The organism is Novosphingobium sp. EMRT-2, assembly GCF_005145025.1.
GTDB lineage: Bacteria > Pseudomonadota > Alphaproteobacteria > Sphingomonadales > Sphingomonadaceae > Novosphingobium.
Window position 1 is genome coordinate 3,590,588 of sequence record NZ_CP039695.1, and the last position, 18,066, is coordinate 3,608,653.

Consider the following 18,066-nt stretch of genomic DNA (forward strand, 5'->3'; position numbering starts at 1 on the left):
ACAACGATAAATCCAGCTTCGTCAACTTCGTCAGGGAACGGCTTTTTACGATGAGCGCATACGTATTCCACTTCGGCGGTGGTGCCCGCAGCGACGATCCCCGTTCGCGCGACAAGACGATCACCGGCGGCAAGGGCGCCAATCTGGCGGAGATGGCGGGCATCGGCCTGCCGGTGCCGCCTGGCTTCACCATCAGCACCGAAGTCTGCGCGTTCTACAACGAAGCCGGCAAGACCTTTGACGAGGATATCAAGGCCGGCGTGGCCGCCGGCGTCGCGCATATCGAGGCGGCGACGGGCCGCGTGTTCGGCGATCCTGCCAACCCGCTGCTCGTCTCGGTCCGTTCGGGCGCGCGCGTTTCGATGCCGGGCATGATGGACACCGTGCTCAACCTGGGCCTCAACGATGCCACGGTCGAAGGGCTGGCGGCGGGATCGGGCGACGCCCGTTTCGCCTGGGACAGCTACCGCCGGTTCATCCAGATGTATTCCGACGTGGTGATGGGCCTCGACCATCACCGGTTCGAGGATGCGCTGGAAATCGCCAAGGAAGACAACGGCTTCTACGCCGATGTCGAGATGGGCGCCGAACACTGGCAAGGCCTGGTCAAGGAATACAAGGCGATCGTCGAGGAAGAACTCGGCCGCCCGTTCCCGCAGGACGTGCACGAACAGCTGTGGGGCGCGGTGGGCGCGGTGTTCGATTCCTGGGAATCGGATCGCGCCAAGGTCTATCGCCGCCTGAACGACATCCCTCAAGGCTGGGGCACCGCCGTCAACGTACAGGCGATGGTCTTCGGCAACATGGGCGATACCTCGGCCACGGGCGTGGCCTTCACCCGCGATCCGGCGACCGGCGAGAAGGCCTATTACGGCGAATGGCTGGTCAACGCGCAGGGCGAGGACGTCGTCGCCGGCATCCGCACGCCGCAGTACCTGACCCGGCGCGCGCGCGAGGCGGCGGGGGCCAAGCCGCTGTCGATGGAAGAGGCGATGCCGCAGGCCTACGGCGAACTCGCCGCTGTCTTTGAACTGCTCGAAAAGCACTACAAGGACATGCAGGACATCGAGTTCACCGTCGAAAAGAACAAGCTGTGGATGCTCCAGACCCGTTCGGGCAAGCGCACCGCCAAGGCTGCGCTGAAGATGGCGGTCGACATGGTGGGCGAAGGGCTGATCGACGAGGCCACCGCCATCCGCCGCATCGATCCCATGGCGCTGGACCAGTTGCTGCACCCCACGCTCGATCCCAAGGCGCCGCGCGACGTGCTGACGCGCGGGTTGCCGGCCAGCCCCGGCGCGGCTTCGGGCGCGGTGGTGTTCGACGCCGATACCGCGCAGACGCTGGCCGAACGCGGCGATGCGGTGATCCTCGTGCGCGTGGAAACCAGCCCCGAGGACATTCACGGGATGCACGCGGCCAAGGGCATCCTCACCGCGCGCGGCGGCATGACCAGCCACGCCGCCGTGGTGGCGCGCGGCATGGGCCGCCCCTGCGTTTCGGGCGCGTCCGCCCTGTCGATCGACATGGCCACGCGCACCGCGAAGATCGGCAACCGCGACATTCGCGAGGGCGATGTCATCACGCTCGACGGATCGAACGGCGATGTCATGGCGGGCAAGGTGCCCACCGTTGAGCCCGAGCTCGTCGGCGATTTCGGCACGCTGATGGCCTGGGCGGACAAGCACCGCCGCATGAAGGTGCGCACCAACGCCGAAACGCCGCTCGATTGCCAGGTCGCGCGCCAGTTCGGCGCGGAAGGCATCGGCCTGTGCCGCACCGAGCACATGTTCTTCGACGCCGGCCGCATCTCGGCCGTGCGCCAGATGATCCTGGCCGAGGACGAAGCCGGCCGCCGCGCCGCGCTGGCCAAGCTGCTGCCGGAACAGCGCGCTGATTTCACCTCGATCTTCGAGGTGATGGCCGGCCTGCCGGTCACGATCCGCCTGCTCGATCCCCCGCTCCATGAATTCCTGCCCCACGGCGATGCGGAATTCGCCGAACTGGCGGAAGTCACCGGCCTGGGCGTCGATCACCTGAAGCGCCGCGCGGGCGAACTGCACGAGTTCAACCCGATGCTCGGCCACCGTGGCTGCCGCCTTGGCATCACCTTCCCCGAGATCTACGAAATGCAGGCCCGCGCCATTTTCGAGGCCGCCTGCGACGTGGCGGCGAAATCGGGCGAGGCGGTCGTGCCCGAAGTGATGATCCCGTTGGTGGCGACGAGGAAGGAACTCGAAATCCTCAAGGCGCTGGTCGATCGCGTGGCGACGGAGGTGTTCGCCGAAAAGGGCCGCACCCTCGATTACCTGGTCGGCACGATGATCGAACTGCCGCGCGCCGCGCTGATGGCGGGCGAGATCGCGCAAGAGGCCAAGTTCTTCTCGTTCGGCACCAACGACCTGACCCAGACGACGCTGGGCGTCAGCCGCGACGACGCCGCGCGCTTCCTCAACCCCTATGTCGATCAGGGCATCTATCCGCGCGATCCGTTCGTCAGCCTCGACATCGAGGGCGTGGGCCAGCTGGTCGAACTGGCGGCGGAACGCGGGCGCAAGACCCGGCCCGACATCAAGCTGGGCATCTGCGGTGAACACGGTGGCGATCCGGGCTCGATCGCGTTCTGCGAGAAGACCGGCCTCGATTACGTGTCCGCCAGCCCCTATCGCGTACCGATCGCGCGGCTGGCGGCGGCGCAGGCCGCGCGGGGATAAAGACAACGAACCAGCTTATCGCACCGTCGTCCCAGCGCAGGCTGGGACCTCGGGCGACTGGGCTCAACCTGTCATAGGTCCTCTGCAACCTCTCGAGGTCCCAGCTTGCGCTGGGACGACGGACGCATTTTTCCGGTGTTTAGGTCCGCCATCCGCTGAGCGTCAGGATTTCGAACGTCTCGGTCACGCGGCCGTCCGCGTCGGCGCTCCCGGCGAAAGCGGCCCGCGCCCTTGCCAGCGCCGCCTTGCCCAATGGCGGGCCGGAGCGGGCGAGGCAGTTGCCAAGGCCCTGCGCCCGCACGTCGCCCACCAGCCGTTCCAGGCTGCCGAAGCGCACGGGTAGCGAGCGGCTGTCGATCACCGGGGCGGCAAAGCCGCAGCGCTGGAGGAGCTGCCCCCCGGCGCGCACGTTCACTTGCGGATGGATGCGCGGGGCGGGGCGGTCGCCGTCCGCCGCCAGCATGATCGCGCGCAGGGCAGGGAGGCTGCCCGCGCCGCTGAAGCTCATGATCGCGAGGCCATCGGGCGCTAGCGCCCGGCGCAGGTGCAGCAGCGCGCCGGGCAGGTCGTTTACGGTATCGAGCGTGCCGAGGCTGGCGACGAGGTCGAAGCCTTCGCCCGCCGGGATGGGGCTTTCCTCGTCGATTGGCCTTTCGCCGGGGCCGGGGACGGGATCGGCGCGGGTGACGGCGCAGCCCTGCGCGGCCAGTGCTGTGGCGAGCGTGCCGGTCCAGTCGCCGATCACCAGCGCGCGGGCGGGTGCGTGGCGCAGGAACGACAGGCGGTCGAGCACGTCCTCCACCATGTCATCCATGATATAGCGCGCCGCGTCGGGGCGCTGCTGCAGCCGGCGCATCCGCGCGCGGAGCGCGGCGCGGCGGGCGGGCGAGAAGATGGTCGGCGGTGACGCGGGCGGGGAGGGAGCGGGGGGAAGCGCGGAAGCCATGCGCGGCTGCCTGCCCGTTCGGGATGCTCTTGCCAAGCCCCCGTTCCAGACGGACAACACGGTTCATGCTCCGGTCCGCTTCCCTTGCCGCCATGACGGCCCCGGTGATCGACCTGGTCTTTCCGCCGCGCTGCCCGCTGTGCGGCGATCCGCTGGCGCGGCAGGGAGGGCTATGCGTCGCCTGCTGGGGCAAGCTCGCCATTCCGGGCGAGCCGGCGTGCACGCTCTGCCAGAGGCCGCTGGGCGAGGATCACGGTGACGAAGAGCACCTCGTCTGCGCGCCCTGCCTCGCCAGTCCGCCGAAGCACGCGGGGATCACGGCGGCGACGCTCTACAACGATGCCGCGCGCGATCTGGTGCTGGCGTTCAAGCACGGGCGCCGCGTCGGCCTTGCCGGCTTGCTCGCGCAGTTGATCGTGCCACGGTTGCCGGATTTGGAGGGGCCGTGGCTGGTCGTGCCCGTGCCACTCCATCGCTGGCGGTTGTGGCGGCGCGGGTTCAACCAGTCCGCGCTGCTGGCGGCGCGGATAGCGCGGGCGAGGGGGCAGGCGCTTGCCGTCGATGCCCTGGTCCGCGTTCGGCAGACCCCGTCGTTGGGGGGATTGAACCGCCGCGCGCGGGCAATGGCGCTTTCGGGCGCGATTGTGGCTTCGCCGCGCTGGGCAAGCCGTTTGAAGGGCGCGAACGTGCTGCTGGTTGATGACGTCATGACGAGCGGCGCGACGACGGACGCCTGCCTGCGTGCGTTGCGAAAGGCGGGTGTGGGCCAGGTTCGTATAGCCTGCTTCGCGCGGGTGCTGGACGAAGCGCTGGATGCAGCCGGCCGATCGGGACCAGTCCCGGACGGCACGGCGGCCGGGGCATAAAAGAAACGCCCGGAATCTCGCGATTCCGGGCGTCCTCGTGACGAATTTGGAAGCGTTACAGCGACAGCCCCCTGTTGCCGCTTCGCCCTAAGTCCCTCATCAACGGGCTCTGATACCGATCCAGCCTCCGCTGTCTCCGGTACCTGAAGCCGCCCCTCTTTTTCCCTGAACTTTGGCGCTTTTGCGCCGCCTTTCGGCGGTCCAGACTGCGGTTCCCTCAAACCGCGCATTCTTCATCCGCGATTGGCCGCCCCGACGGAAGTCCATTGTTGCGTTTGGATGGATTTTGCCACCCATCTGTGGTTATCCTGCAACAAATCCCCATTTGACACGGGTTGCAGAGAAAGGTCCTTACTATTCCACAGTCCGATTCCTCCGCATTGCGCGAACAGGGCCGGGTGTTCATGCCCCGGTTCGATGCCGCCGGACTGGTCACGGCGGTGGCGGTAGATCATCGCACCGGCGAGTTGCTGATGCTGGCGCATATGGACGCCGAGGCGATCGCGAAGACGCGCGAGACGGGATTCGCCCATTTCCATTCCCGGTCGCGCGGGCGCCTGTGGATGAAGGGTGAAAGCTCCGGCCATACGCTCAAGGTCATCGAGATCCGGGTGGATTGCGATCAGGACGCGCTGGAACTGAGAGTCGAGGCAGCGGGGCCAGCCTGCCACACGCTGGCGCGAACCTGTTTCTACCGGCGGGTCGACGATAACGGCGAACTTGTGCGGATCGTGGATTGACGCTTACGTAAAGGGTAGGTAGCTCTGTGTGCATGCCCGCACAGCCCGCCGCCGCGAATCGTGGCCACACCGGCCATCTCGACCATCCCGACGCCAGCGCGCGCGATCAGTACACGATTTCCGATCTCTCCAGCGAGTTCGACGTTACCGCTCGCGCCTTGCGCTTCTATGAAGACGAAGGCCTGATCGCGCCGACGCGGCTCGGCCTGTCGCGCATCTACAGCAAGCGCGACCGGGCGCGGCTGGCGTGGATCATGCGCGCGAAGAACGTGGGTTTCAGCCTCGCCGAAATCCGCGACATGATCGACCTTTACGATCTGGGCGACGGGCGTGCCGAACAGCGTCGCGTCACCATCGCCAAGTGCCGCGAACGGATCGACAACTTGCGCCGCCAGCAGGCGGACATCACCGATACCATCGATGAACTGACCAGCTTCGTCGACCTTATGGTCAAGCGGGAGCGTCTGGAAGGGCGTGATCCTGAAACCGGCGCGTCGCACCACTCCTGAGGACCAAGCTATGCCGATCTACAAGGCTCCGACGCGGGACACGCGTTTCATCGTCAATGAAGTCGTCCGTGTAGGCGACTATACCCATCTGGCCGGGTTCGAGAATGCGACCCAGGACATGACCGACGCGGTGATCGAGGAAGCGGGGCGCTTCGTTTCCGAAGTGGTCGCGCCGCTCAACCGCGTGGGCGATATCGAGGGCTGCACCCGCCACCCCGACGCTTCGGTGACGACGCCGACCGGGTTCAAGGAAGCCTATCGCCAGTACGTCGAGGGCGGCTGGCCCACGCTCGTCGGGCCGGAGGCGTTCGGCGGACAGGGTTTGCCGCACGTGATCGGCTTCGTCATGGAAGAATACATGTGCAGCGCGAACCACGCCTTCGCGATGTATCCAGGCCTTGCCAATGGCGCGATTTCCGCGATCCTTGCGAAGGGATCGCCCGAACAGCAGGCCAAGTATCTGCCCAAGATGGTGTCGGGCGAATGGCTCGGCACGATGAACCTGACTGAGCCGCACTGCGGCACCGATCTGGGCCTGATCCGTACCCGCGCCGAACCGCAGGCCGATGGCTCCTATGCCATCACCGGCACCAAGATCTTCATTTCGGCGGGCGACCATGACCTGACCGAGAACATCATCCATCTGGTGCTGGCCAAGACGCCGGGCGCCCCGGAATCGAGCAAGGGCATCTCGCTGTTCATCGTGCCGAAGTTCCTGGTGAACGATGATGGTTCGCTGGGGGTGAAGAACGCTGTTTCAGTCGGGTCGATCGAACACAAGATGGGCATCCACGGCAACGCCACCTGCGTGATGAACTACGAGGACGCGAAGGGCTGGATCGTCGGCGAGGAGAACAAGGGCCTTGCCGCGATGTTCGTGATGATGAACGCGGCCCGCCTGGGCGTGGGCATCCAGGGGCTGGGGCAGGCGGAAGCCGCGTACCAGAACTCGGTGCTCTATGCGCAGGAGCGCCGGCAGGGCCGCGCGCTGACCGGCCCCGCCGAACCGGACCAGAAGGCCGATCCGCTGTTCGTCCACCCTGATGTGCGCCGGATGCTGATGGATGCCAAGGCCTTCACCGAAGGGATGCGCGCCTTCTCCGGCTGGGGTGGACTGCTGGTCGATCTTTCGCACAAGGCGGCGACGGCGGAAGAGCGGCAGGAAGCCGACGACCTGATCAGCCTGCTCACGCCGGTGATCAAGGGCTACGGCACCGACAGGGGCTACCAGACCGCCACCGACATGCAGCAGATCTGGGGCGGCCACGGCTATATCGCCGAAAGCGGCATGGAGCAGTTCGTGCGCGATGCGCGCATCGCCATGATCTATGAAGGCGCTAACGGCGTGCAGGCGATGGACCTTGTTGGCCGCAAGCTGCCGATGAACGGCGGCCGCGCGGTGCAGGCCTTCTTCAAGCTGGTCGATGACGAATGCGCTTCCGCTGTCGGTGCCGGCGATGCGGTAGCGCTGGTGGCGGAGCGGCTGGCCAAGGCCAATGGCGAGTTGAAGGCCGCGACGATGTGGTTCCTCCAGCATGGCATGGCCGACCGCAACGCGCTCGGCGCGGGCGCCTATGCCTACATGACCCTGATGGGCATCGTTTCGCTGGGCCTGATGTGGCTGAAGATGGCCAAGGTGGCGGCCGCGGCGCTGGCGGCGGGAACGGACGATACGCTGTTCTATGAGGCCAAGCTGGTCACCGCGAACCATTTCGCGCTGCGCTCCATGCCCCAGGCAGGCTCGCTGCGGCGCGAGATCGAGGCGGGTGGCGAAACCGTGATGGCACTGCCGGTGGAAGCCTTCGCCACGGCCTGATGGCCGGTCCGATCTGGATTGCCGGCTCCGTATGCTCTGGGATGTGGGTCGGCGCTGGTCTGGCGCCATCCACGATTTCGGTTTTCCGTAAACATTAGGCATTGTTGCATAGCAAGGTAGTGGATTCTGTTGAGGATTCGGATGTCATAGATGGTCTGGATGCCCAGGCCGACGCCGCCGAAGCATCGCACGACCAATTGGCCCGAGTATAATGCAGCGCTCAAGCGGCGAGGCTCACTGGATGTGTGGATCGATCCTGGAATAGACTGGTTTGCAGCGCCCGATGGCCGACCTGGGCGGCCACTGCGGTTTTCGGACCGAGCGATCGAGTTCTGCCTGACGCTGAAAGGGCTGTTTCAACTTCCGCTGCGGCAGGTTGACGGGTCTGACCCAGAGCCTGCTCAGGATGGCGGGCCTGGACTGGCCGGCCCCGGATCATACGACGCTGTGCCGGCGCCAGAAGAACCTGTCGGTCGATCTGGGCGGCAGGCTCAGTGCTGGCGGTCTGCACCTGCTGGTCGACAGCACCGGGGTCAAGATGATCGGTGAGGGTGAATGGAAGGCCAGGAAACACGGCGTTTCTTACCGCCGCCAGTGGCGCAAAGTGCATATCGGCATCGACGCGGAAACCTTCGATATCCGGGCGATCGAGGTCACGAGCAATGCCGTCGGCGATGGCTAGGTGCTGCCGGATCTGTTGGCGCAGATCCCCGAGGATGAGACCATTGTCACTGTTGGCGGCGACGGCGCCTATGACACCAGAGGTTGCCACGCGGCCATCGATGCGCGCGGTGCCGATCCGGTCATCCCGGTTCGCCGCAACGGCAAGGCATGGACCGAGTACGGGCCTGGCGTCGAGGTCGCGCGAGAGCGGCGCGCGATAATCCTGCTGGAGCGAGATGGTCCAGGCGGGGACGTATTGCAGTTCCTCACCCTTGTCGCCGCCACTGAACGGATCTCCCTGAGTAAGGCGAGCATCGGTGTAGCCGACATTGATCGCGAAGCTCAGCGCCTTGCTCGGCGCGATGCGCGTCTCGATTTCGAAACCCTTGCTGGTCGCGCGGCCGGCGTTGACGTCGAACTGGCTGGCGCAGGTCGGCAGCACCAGGCTCTGCTGGATGTCGCGATATTTGATCACGAAGCCGGTGACCCCGATCGAGAAGCGGCCATCGCGCGTCGACTGCCGCACACCCGCCTCATAGCTGTCGAGCTTCTCGGGCCTGGTGAAGGCCGGGATGGTCGATGGATCGATGCCAAGCGTCGCGAAATCCGGATTGCAGACCGGCCCGGGCAGCACACGGCCTACGCCCGGACGGAAGCCACCGGCATAACGGGCATAGGCGAAGGTCGTCGGCGTCACCTTGTAGGAAGCACTCGCCGAGAAGATCGCGCCATGGTCCTTGGCGGTAGCATCCACGCCCACCGGGAAGAGCGCCCCGGGCGTGTCGGTCACGACGCGCGGGTTGCGGCGGTCATAATAGCGCACGCCCGCCTTCAACTCGCCGCGCTTGCCGGCGAATTCCCAGCGGACATTGGCGAAGCCCGCAATCTCGCGGACCTTATCCTTACCGGTGAAGCCCGCATCGACCAGCGCATCGGGATCGCCGCCATAGAGGCCGACCGAATATTCCGGGATCGGCGCGTCGAAGCCCAGCCGCTGAAAGCTGTCGGTGGTGCTGCGCAGATAAGAACCGCCGACCAGTAACTGCACCGGAAAGGCCCAGTCCGAGCTGAACCGGACTTCCTGGGTGAATTGCTTGAGGTGGTTCGACGAGACCAGCGGCGACAGCAGCGCGGTGTTGGGGTTGCCCACGAAAGGCCCGTTCGCCGTCGGGTCGAAGCCGGGATAGCTGAACCCGACCACATTGGGGTCGAGATTGTAGATGTCGCGCGTGTCGAGCTTGCGGTGGATCTTCTGATCCACATAGCCGGTCGCGGAGGTCAGGGTGCCCGCGCCCGTATCGTAATTGGCGGTGAGGCTGAAGACCCAGGACTTGTCCGAGCCATTCTCCGGGAAGAAGCGGCTGGTAAGGAGCGCACCGGGCGTGCCACCCGGCAACCGATCATTGAGGTCGGACTCGCTGAACGCGCCGTTGACGCGCGAATTGTACATGGCCGACGCGCGGATCTCGAGCGCGGGCGCGGGCGTCCAGAGGCCCGCGAGGCGGCCGGTGAATTTCTCAAGGTCGTTGACGTTCGTCCGCCGCGCGCCCGTATAAGGATCGATATTGTCGATGAAACCGCCGCGCTTGTCATAAACGGCTGATCCCCTGACGGCCGCATTCGCGGCGAGCGGCACGTTCACGACAAGCGCGCCGCCATAATTGGCAGCGCCCCCTTCGGTGCCCGACCCCCTCGCTTCCGCGGTCACGCCGAACCGTTTGGGGTCCGGCCGGTTCTCGACATAATGGAGAAGGCCGCCGGCGGCAGACGCACCGTAAAGATCGCCTTGTGGGCCTTTGAGCACCTCGACCCGGGCAAGATCGTAAAGCTCCGGGTCGATCGTATTGGGTATCAGGATATCGTCGAGGTAGGTGACGACGGTCGGCTGGGTACCGCCCGAGGGTGCGATACCGCGGATAACGATGTTACGGTCCCCGATGCCGGTCTCGGGCGTCACCGACAAGGCCGGCACGAGGCGGGTCAGGTCATCGACCGAGCGAATGGAACGCGCCTCGATATTGATGCCACTCACCGCCTGGACGCTGAGCGGGATGGTCTGGATCGATTCCGACCGCTTCTGCGCGGTGACGACAATGTCCTGGTTCGGATTGTCGGGGGGCGGCGCATCCTGCGCCTGGGAGGGGGAGGCGAGCACCGCCGAAAAGAGCAGCGGAAACCCCGCCCAGAGCCTTGCACCCAGTCGCTTCGTCATGCGTCACCCCCATATGTCCACCCGCAAGGGAATAAAAACAGACTAGTCGGTCATTTTTATTGTGCAAGCCCTATTGCGACTTGTTCGATATCGCGGGGGACACTTGTTGGCAGCGCCAACTCGGCGCGGGCGTTAGGTCGCCGCACGTACAAGGCCGTGGACGGTCATACGCAGTCCGCGCCTTGCCTCGGCATCAAGGTTCGCGGTTTCGTATATCTGCCGCGAGAGGCGGCCCAGCACATAGGTGTGAATGAGGACCGACGTCTCGGCGGCGTCGGTATCGCCCTGGAACGCCACCTTGCCCGCCGCACTTAACTCCTCGAGCAATATCCTGATCCGGTCCTCGCAGCGCCGGGAATTGGCAATGAGCGCCGCCCGGATCAGTTCATTCGACGCCCCGATCGTGACGGCCTCCATTTCCAGCCGGCTGTCAGCATAGCTCAGGCCGCGCAGGAAGAGATCGAAGATCAGCTCCTCCAGTTCCTCGAGCGAGCCCGCGCGGATCGCTTCGTAGACGAGGCCGCGCTGCCGGATGATCTCCAGCATGATCGCCTCCTTGCTTTCGAAATGCGTGTAGAGCGCGCCCTTGCTGATCCGGGCCTCGGCGCAAATGTCGTCGACCGACGCGGCACCAAAGCCGGTCTTCTCGAACTGCCGGATCGCGGCATCCAGGATGTTTTGCCGGCGCTTCTGCATCGTCTTGGGATCAAGCTTGGGCATTTTCAATTCCGTCCAGGTCCGGGCCGCCAATTGCGCACGCTGCGACTCGCGCTATGATTCGTCGCGCCAGCCATCACCAGTATGGCAGCCGCTCTTATACGGAACCGACCAGTCAGTCTCAATGATGTGCAGCACTTCGCCTCCGCCGAGCCAGACTTGCCCGGGCCGTGGTGTGCCGAGCAGCCGGTCGTCGGGCGCCTGCCCGAGATGCGGATAACCATGGCGACGGCTCCCCTTGGCGGGTTGCGGACGCGCTCGTCGGCGGTTGCCAGGCTTGCCTATCTCTCCACCATCCTGGGGTCCGCCTGGGCGGCGCGCTCGATCTTCAATCCGTTTCAGGAACTCGTCCGTACCGATCTCGGGCTGGGCGATGTCGAGATGAGCCTGGTTCAGGGCGCGGCGATGTCGGTGCCGTCGATCCTGCTCTCGATCGTAATCGGCCGATTGATCGATACGCGCAAGCGCGTGATGCTGCTCGCGTTGCTGAACGCCGTCACCATGCTCGGCGTGATAGGGACCGCCTTCTCGCAAGGCTTTGTAAGCCTCGCAGGATATCGCGCTCTCTCAGGTCTCGGCATGCTCGAGGAGGTCGTCGTTTTCTCGCTGGTCGCTGACCTGTTTCCACCTGAGCAGCGCGGACGCGCCAATATCATGATCGTGGTCGGCGATTATGCCGGCTCCTCGCTCGGATTTGCACTCGCAGGCTGGCTGCTGCGATTTGTTCAGGTTATTCCATTTCACGGCAACAGCGTTGGCTGGCGCGGAGTCCAATGCCTGTTCGGCATGATCGGACTGCTCGCTACCTTGCCATTGCTCACCATGCGGGAGCCTGATCGTCGGGAGTGCAGCGATGTCGCTGGTCTTGCCTTTCGTGACAGCCTGAAGAGACTGTGGCGCGAGCGCACCGTGCTTGGGCCGCTCCTGGCCGGACAGGTTGCGATGGCCGCGGTCGGCAATATCGTCTGGATCTGGGCGCTTCCCTCGCTTTACCGGACTTTCGGTTTCTCACCGGCGGAACTTGGCAACATTGCCGCCGGGATAATGGCAGCAGCAGCACTGATCGGCGCGTTCGGCGCGGGGCTGCTCGTCGATCATCTCGCTGCGATGAAGGGTACTTCCTTGGCGGTCGCCGCCTTTTCCTGCGCGCTCGCCATTCCCGCCTCGCTGTTTCCTTTCTCGCATTCGTTGCCGGTGGGGGCGGCCCTCTTGTTCCTCCTTGTCCTCGCCAACACGGCCACCGCGCTGAGCTGCAACACCTTCGGCGTCATCGCCATTCCCAATGACCTGCGCGGACTCTGGTTCGGGATATCGGGCGTGGCGGCACTGGTGGTGGGCTACGCGATCGCACCGACGCTGGTCGCCTGTCTCAGCGATCTGCTCGGCGGCGAAAGGGCGATGGCGACGGCACTGGCGATAGCGCTGATTGGCGCCAATGCGATCGCGCTGGCCGCTTATGTCGAGGCCTATCGCGTCGCGATATCCAGACCCGCTGACCTGCTCGCGCCGGACGACGCTGCCCTGCTTTCAGCATCGCAATACGGTCAGCGTTGATGGCCGCCGTCAGAAGATCGGCAGTTCGTTCGTCGATTTGATTTCGGAGAGCGCCACCGTCGAATTGATCTCCTGGACGCCCGGAAGCTTGCTCAGCCGCTCGAAGAACAGGCTCTCATACGCGTCGATATCGCGCGCTACGATGGGCAGCATGAAGTCCATGCTGCCCATCAGCACATAAGCGTCGAGCACCTCCGGAAAGGATCGGATCGCTTCGCTGAACTCGTCGAGATTGGCGCGGCCGTGCGCGTTGAGCTTCACGTGGGCGAAGATATGCGCATTCAGGCCGACCTTGCGTCGATCGACCAGCGCGACCCGGGCGCGGATATATCCTTCGCGGTGCAGCCGGTCGATCCGGCGCCAGCATGGCGAGGCTGACAAGCCGACGCGCTCCGCGACTTCGGCCGTTGTCAGCGTCGCATCGCGCTGCAGTTCGCGGATGATTCGTTTCTCGTAATCGTCGAGATCGGTCATATTATCCTTTAATAGATGAAAAGTGGAATAGATTCACCTGATTTCCGGCAATCAGCCACTGATCCGAGAAAGCTTCTCCTCGAACGTCAGGCGATAGTTATCGCCGACATGCAAGGAGAGCTGAATATGGTCGTCCGATTGGGGCCGCAGACACTCGCGGAGCAGATGATCCGCCTCGATGACAGGGAAGCCGGACTTGAAGGCGTGATCGTCATCCATTCGACCGCGCTCGGTCCCGGCGCGGGCGGCTGCCGGCTATGGACCTATCCAGCCTTCGCCGATGCAGCCGAGGATGCCACCCGCTTGGCGCGCGGCATGAGCTACAAGAATGCGCTGGCGGGCCTGCCCTTCGGCGGCGCCAAAGCCGTGCTGCGCCGGCCATCCGGCACGTTCGACCGCAAAGCCTTGTTCCGCGCCTTCGGGCGCGCGGTGGCAAACCTCGGCGGCTGCTATGTGACGGCGGAGGATGTGGGCACGAGCGTCGCGGACATGACCGAGGTGGCCACTGTCACACGTTATGTCGCAGGTCTCAACGCAGCGCCAGGACGGGCAGGGGGAGACCCATCGCCTTGGACCGCGCAAGGCGTGTTTGACGCCATGGCTGCAGCGGCGAGCCTCACCCTCGGCAGCGACCTTGGGGAATTGAGGATTGCCATCCAGGGGGTCGGCAGTGTGGGTGCCGATCTGTGCCGGCGTCTTTCCCGGTCCGGCGCCCGGCTGTTCATCGCCGATGTCGATCGCGAAGCCTGCCTGCGACTGGCTCGCCAATGCGGCGCGACTATCGTCGAGCCCGATCACATCCTCGGTCTCGACGTCGATGTGGTCGCGCCCTGTGCATTGGGCGGCGTGCTGAACGAACGCAGCGTCGACGGGCTGAGGGCAAGGGTGGTTTGCGGTGCGGCCAATAACCAGCTCGAAAAGCCGGAGATCGCCCGGCACCTGCAGGATCGAAACATCGCCTATGTGCCCGATTTCGTCGCCAATGCTGGTGGGATCATCAGCGTCGCCGGCGAATACATGGGCGAAGCTGAAAGCGGGGTCGCAACCCGCGTCGCGCTGATTGGTCCGCGCGTCACGACGATCCTCGAGGAAAGCCGGAACCGCCAGGTCTCGCCGGCCTTCGTTGCCGACCGGATGGCCGAAGAGATCATCGCCGGTGTCGATCGGGAAGCTGCGTGAGCCGTGTCTTCCGGGGCGAGACACTGGCAGGCGCCCGAACGCCGGCTATTGCAGCGGCATTTTCCATCACAGCGGACCGGCGGCAGGCGACGAAAAGCTCTGATACAAGCACAGAGGTCGAACGGCAGCTAAGTCCCAGCCCCGGACACTCCCATGCGCTGCAATGGCCGGTGAACCAACGACTGGTTCCGACGTCGCAACCTGGGGCCGCAAATGTCAGGAATGCAGGCGGCAGCGCAGATCAAAATGGATAGAAAATAGCCGCTAACACGCCTGACACAGGCCAAGCGACATGTTAGCACTTGCCCAATGCTCGCGGAGTTCCTCACGACGCCCTATCTGCCGTTCGCGCTGGGGTTTGTTGTAATGATTGGCATCGGGCTGATCGAAGCCTTGGGTCTTGGCCTCGGGCATCTCGATCTCGACACCCATGTGGATGGCGATGCCTCGGGCGGCTTTCTGGATTGGCTGGGGCTGGGCGAGGAGATGCCGATCCTCATCTGGCTCACATCGCTGCTGGCCTGCTTCACGTTGGCAGGCTTTGCAATCCAGCAAACCGCCGCAGCCATTGGCGGGGCACCCTTCCCTTGGTGGATCGCCTCACCCACTGCCTTCGCCGTCGCGATTCCGCTTAACACCGTGGTGGCCAATGGCCTTGCGCGGATCATGCCAGGGTTCGAAACCACGGTGGTCTCGGCCGATGATCTCGTCCGCCTGCGCGGCACTGTGCTTGAAGGTACCGCGCGCCGGGCCTCTCCTGCACGAACCAAGGTTATCGATGCACACGGGCAGGCCCACTTCATCCTCGTCGAGCCGCATGATGCCTCACAAGCCATCGCTGCGGGCGAGACGGTTCTGATCGTCCGCCGCGAAGGACCTGTTTATTACGTCCTGGCTGACGGCGATACGCTGTTGCGTCCCATCTGTTGAATTCACATTCGTTCTTTCAGGGAGTTCACCGTGCCTGCATCACTGCTCAACATCCTGATCTATGCGGGCATCATCCTGCTAGCTTTCGTGGTGATCGGCATCATCCTCACCCGGCTCTATCGGCGCGCCACTAAGGATGTCGCGCTGATCCGCACAGGCTTCGGCGGCGAGAAAGTCGTGCTCAACGGCGGGATTATGGTGATCCCCGTGCTGCACGAACTGATGCAGGTGCGCCTGACCACGGTGAAGCTCGAAGTCTCACGGCTCAACAAGGATGCGCTCATCACGCTCGACAAGCTGCGCGTCGATGTCGTCGGGCTGTTCCACATCAAAGTAAAGCCTGATGCGCAATCAATTGCTGCCGCGGCGCAGACACTCGGCGACTCGGTCAACAATCCCGATGCCGTGAAATCGCTCCTCGATGGCAAGCTTGTCTCAGCGCTGCGCTCCGTCGCCGCGACCATGACGATGGAGCACCTCCACGCCAATCGCGCCGACTTCATTCAGAAGGTGCAGGAAGCGCTGGTAACCGATCTGGACACGAACGGCTTCCAGCTGGAATCGGTCAGCATTACCCACTTCGATCAGACCGCGTTCGAACATTTCAATGAAAACAACGCCTTCGACGCTGAGGGTCTGACAGTGCTGACCCGCACCATCGAAGAACGCAAGAAGATCCGGAACGATATCGTCGCAACCAACCGCGTCGAGATCGAGCAGCGCAATCTCGAGGCAAACAACCAGTCCCTCGAAATCGCCCAAGCGGCCGAGCAGGCCCGCCTCACCCAGGAACAGACGCTCGCCGCGCTGCGGGCGGAGCAGGCCACCGCAATTGCGACCGCCGAGGCAGAGCAGACCCGGCTTGCCGAAATCGCACGCATCACGGCGCAGCAGGCGCAGACCGTAGCGCAGACCGAGGCGGACAAGGTCGTCGAGACCGCAACGATCGCCCGCGATGGCGCCATCCAGACAGCCACCATCGAACGCGACCGCACGATCGAGATCGCCCGTATCACTACCGCCGTTCAGACCGCGCAGAAGTCGGAAGAAGAGTCCACCGCCACGGCCGCCGCGAACGAAGCGCGCGCGCTTGCTGTGCGTGCGGAAGAAAGCGTCGCGACGGCCAAGGCCACCGAAATCGCGAACCGCAACAAGAACGTCGCCGTGATCGCCGCCACCCAGCGCGCGCAAGAAGAAGCGGTCGCGATCACCGTCGCCGCCACTGCCGAGAAGGAAGCCGCCGAGGCCCGCGCCAGCGCACTACGCACCGAAGCCATGGCGGAGGCGGAAGCCGAAAAGGTGCGAGCAGAGGGCCGCGAAGCTGCGTTCCGCGTCGACGCTGCGGGGCAGGCCTCGCTTAACGAAGCGACCAATATCCTCAGTGAAGCCCAAACCAACCTGCTTGTGCGCAAGGCGATCCTTGATGCGCTACCAGCGATTATCGCCGCAGCCAGCAAGCCCATGGAAAACATCGACAAGATCAGCATAGTCGATGCACGTGGCCTCCACGGCAACGCAGGAGTGTCCGATGGCGCCGCTGTCGAACCCGGCAACCTGGCCGACGCCGCCGTCGCCGCTGCCCTGCGCTACCGTGTCGGCGGCCCGCTGATCGACCAACTCCTTGGCGAACTCGGCATGAGCGGCGCATCCTTCAATGGAATGCTCGCCGGCACCGCTTCCCCCCCGGCAAAGCCCGCCGAGCAGGACAAGCCCGATTAACAGGGCGTTTCTTCGCAGATGGGGAACGGTCCCCGAGGCCCCTGGTCGCCTTTCAACAGTACCGCGATCGAGATAAATGGACGGCGGGTCTCGATGCCCTGATTCAGGACCGGGAATGTACGGATTGAAGGCGTTCTGTGTCGCTGGGCTGGGTGTCGACGGTCTTATCTCATATACGGCCACCACATGAACGCCACAGCACCGCAAACTCCGAGCACCGTAATAGGGGTCGCCAGAAATATCAGCGCTGCGGTCATGCGCTTGGCGTGGAGCGTGCGGCTGGCTGACGCCCGTAGATAGGCCTCGAGGACTATCAACGGAACCAGATAGGCACCGAACTGAATGACAACGTCGGCGGGGCCAGACAGGCTATCATTCATACCGACGCCGCCACCCGACAGCAGCACCCAGGCCATCATGCCGATGCGAAGGAACCACACCCCATTCACGACCATGAACGCGCGTAAAGCCCAGCGACGGTGCGCAGCGAAATCGCGCTTCACCGCATGGCGCCATGCAATTGCGGTGAAGGATAAGATCAACGCGCCATCGAGCGAGACTGCGAGCCCGGAAACCAGCGAAAGATAGGTATGACGCGCCCAGGTAAGCCATAGGCCGCTTGTGGCCATTACAACGGCGACCGAGAAAAACATGCGACCGACCCAGCGGTGGAGCATCGGGGTGCGTGTGCGGATCGCCGGAACGAGTTGCAGCAAGCCGCCCGTCGTCACGAGTGCGGCGAGCAGAACATGTACGGCAAAGATGATATTACCTGTCGTGTCGCCCGAGACGAATCCCTTGATCAACGGCTTGTCGTTCCAACCGGAGAAATTGCCCGCCAGCCCCTTGACGCCGTAATGCGCAAGAATCATCCACACGAATGCCAGCTGTCCCAGCGCGGCGACGACGAACCAGGTGACAGCCGATCGACGCAAAGGGGGATAGCCCGCCGATGTCATTGTTGTCTTCGCCAAGCCGGAAGATGTGATTGCGTCCATAATGCGCCCCGTTAATCTGAATAACCAAA

Annotated in this window: 13 protein-coding genes and 2 pseudogenes; 10 read left to right on the plus strand and 5 right to left on the minus strand. The window is 64.4% G+C overall.

Translation table 11 applies throughout. The features are described 5' to 3' along the window. Positions 1-50 precede the first annotated feature (50 nt). Positions 51-2,714 carry a pyruvate, phosphate dikinase gene (gene ppdK, locus FA702_RS17400; protein WP_136957122.1) on the plus strand — a complete coding sequence of 888 codons (2,664 nt, stop codon included), beginning with the start codon at positions 51-53 and terminating at the stop codon, positions 2,712-2,714. 139 nt (positions 2,715-2,853) lie between these two features. On the opposite strand, the gene FA702_RS17405 is transcribed toward ppdK, so the two are convergent. Next, positions 2,854-3,660 (minus strand): class I SAM-dependent methyltransferase, encoded by an 807-nt coding sequence (locus tag FA702_RS17405; protein ID WP_255504639.1) that lies wholly within the window; start codon positions 3,658-3,660, stop codon positions 2,854-2,856. Between the two features lie 65 nt (positions 3,661-3,725). Between FA702_RS17405 and FA702_RS17410 the strand changes: the two genes are divergently transcribed. The 5 genes and pseudogenes from FA702_RS17410 to FA702_RS23280 form a co-directional block, all read left to right on the plus strand. Next, positions 3,726-4,526 carry a ComF family protein gene (locus tag FA702_RS17410; protein ID WP_210417565.1) on the plus strand — a complete coding sequence of 267 codons (801 nt, stop codon included), beginning with the start codon at positions 3,726-3,728 and terminating at the stop codon, positions 4,524-4,526. Positions 4,527-4,930: 404 nt separating this feature from the next. Then, the gene (gene hisI / locus FA702_RS17415) at positions 4,931-5,266 is read left to right on the plus strand and encodes a phosphoribosyl-AMP cyclohydrolase (protein WP_255504640.1); all 336 of its coding nucleotides are present in this window, start codon (positions 4,931-4,933) and stop codon (positions 5,264-5,266) included. Positions 5,267-5,298: 32 nt separating this feature from the next. Then, positions 5,299-5,775 (plus strand): MerR family DNA-binding transcriptional regulator, encoded by a 477-nt coding sequence (locus FA702_RS17420; protein ID WP_136957124.1) that lies wholly within the window; start codon positions 5,299-5,301, stop codon positions 5,773-5,775. Between the two features lie 10 nt (positions 5,776-5,785). Beyond that, complete coding sequence (locus FA702_RS17425; RefSeq protein WP_136957125.1) at positions 5,786-7,591, plus strand: acyl-CoA dehydrogenase C-terminal domain-containing protein; 1,806 nt, start codon at positions 5,786-5,788, stop codon at positions 7,589-7,591. A gap of 159 nt (positions 7,592-7,750) precedes the next feature. After that, positions 7,751-8,462 (plus strand): annotated as a pseudogene (locus tag FA702_RS23280) (IS5 family transposase); the annotation flags it as partial. Positions 8,463-8,522: 60 nt separating this feature from the next. On the opposite strand, the pseudogene FA702_RS23560 reads toward FA702_RS23280, so the two are convergent. After that, positions 8,523-10,466: pseudogene (locus tag FA702_RS23560) on the minus strand (TonB-dependent receptor); the annotation flags it as partial. 132 nt (positions 10,467-10,598) lie between these two features. Beyond that, positions 10,599-11,216 carry a TetR/AcrR family transcriptional regulator gene (locus FA702_RS17440; protein ID WP_136957126.1) on the minus strand — a complete coding sequence of 206 codons (618 nt, stop codon included), beginning with the start codon at positions 11,214-11,216 and terminating at the stop codon, positions 10,599-10,601. 51 nt (positions 11,217-11,267) lie between these two features. Here FA702_RS17440 and FA702_RS17445 point away from each other — a divergent pair, with 51 nt between their 5' ends. Next, positions 11,268-12,737: an MFS transporter gene (locus FA702_RS17445; RefSeq protein WP_136957127.1), complete on the plus strand. Its 1,470-nt coding sequence runs from the start codon at positions 11,268-11,270 to the stop codon at positions 12,735-12,737. A 9-nt stretch (positions 12,738-12,746) separates the two neighbouring features. Here the strand turns inward: FA702_RS17445 and FA702_RS17450 are convergent, their stop codons facing one another. Then, positions 12,747-13,211, minus strand: a complete 465-nt coding sequence (locus tag FA702_RS17450) for an Lrp/AsnC family transcriptional regulator (protein ID WP_136957128.1) — start codon at positions 13,209-13,211, stop codon at positions 12,747-12,749. Between the two features lie 126 nt (positions 13,212-13,337). Here FA702_RS17450 and FA702_RS17455 point away from each other — a divergent pair, with 126 nt between their 5' ends. The 3 genes from FA702_RS17455 (at position 13,338) to FA702_RS17465 (ending at position 17,039) form a co-directional block, all read left to right on the plus strand. Beyond that, positions 13,338-14,390 carry a Glu/Leu/Phe/Val dehydrogenase dimerization domain-containing protein gene (locus tag FA702_RS17455; protein WP_136957129.1) on the plus strand — a complete coding sequence of 351 codons (1,053 nt, stop codon included), beginning with the start codon at positions 13,338-13,340 and terminating at the stop codon, positions 14,388-14,390. A gap of 309 nt (positions 14,391-14,699) precedes the next feature. Continuing rightward, the gene (locus FA702_RS17460) at positions 14,700-15,320 is read left to right on the plus strand and encodes an OB-fold-containig protein (protein ID WP_136957130.1); all 621 of its coding nucleotides are present in this window, start codon (positions 14,700-14,702) and stop codon (positions 15,318-15,320) included. Positions 15,321-15,350: 30 nt separating this feature from the next. After that, positions 15,351-17,039: a flotillin family protein gene (locus tag FA702_RS17465; protein ID WP_136957131.1), complete on the plus strand. Its 1,689-nt coding sequence runs from the start codon at positions 15,351-15,353 to the stop codon at positions 17,037-17,039. A gap of 164 nt (positions 17,040-17,203) precedes the next feature. Here FA702_RS17465 and FA702_RS17470 read toward each other — a convergent pair whose 3' ends face one another. Continuing rightward, the gene (locus tag FA702_RS17470; RefSeq protein ID WP_136957132.1) at positions 17,204-18,037 is read right to left on the minus strand and encodes a DUF2306 domain-containing protein; all 834 of its coding nucleotides are present in this window, start codon (positions 18,035-18,037) and stop codon (positions 17,204-17,206) included. Positions 18,038-18,066 lie beyond the last annotated feature (29 nt).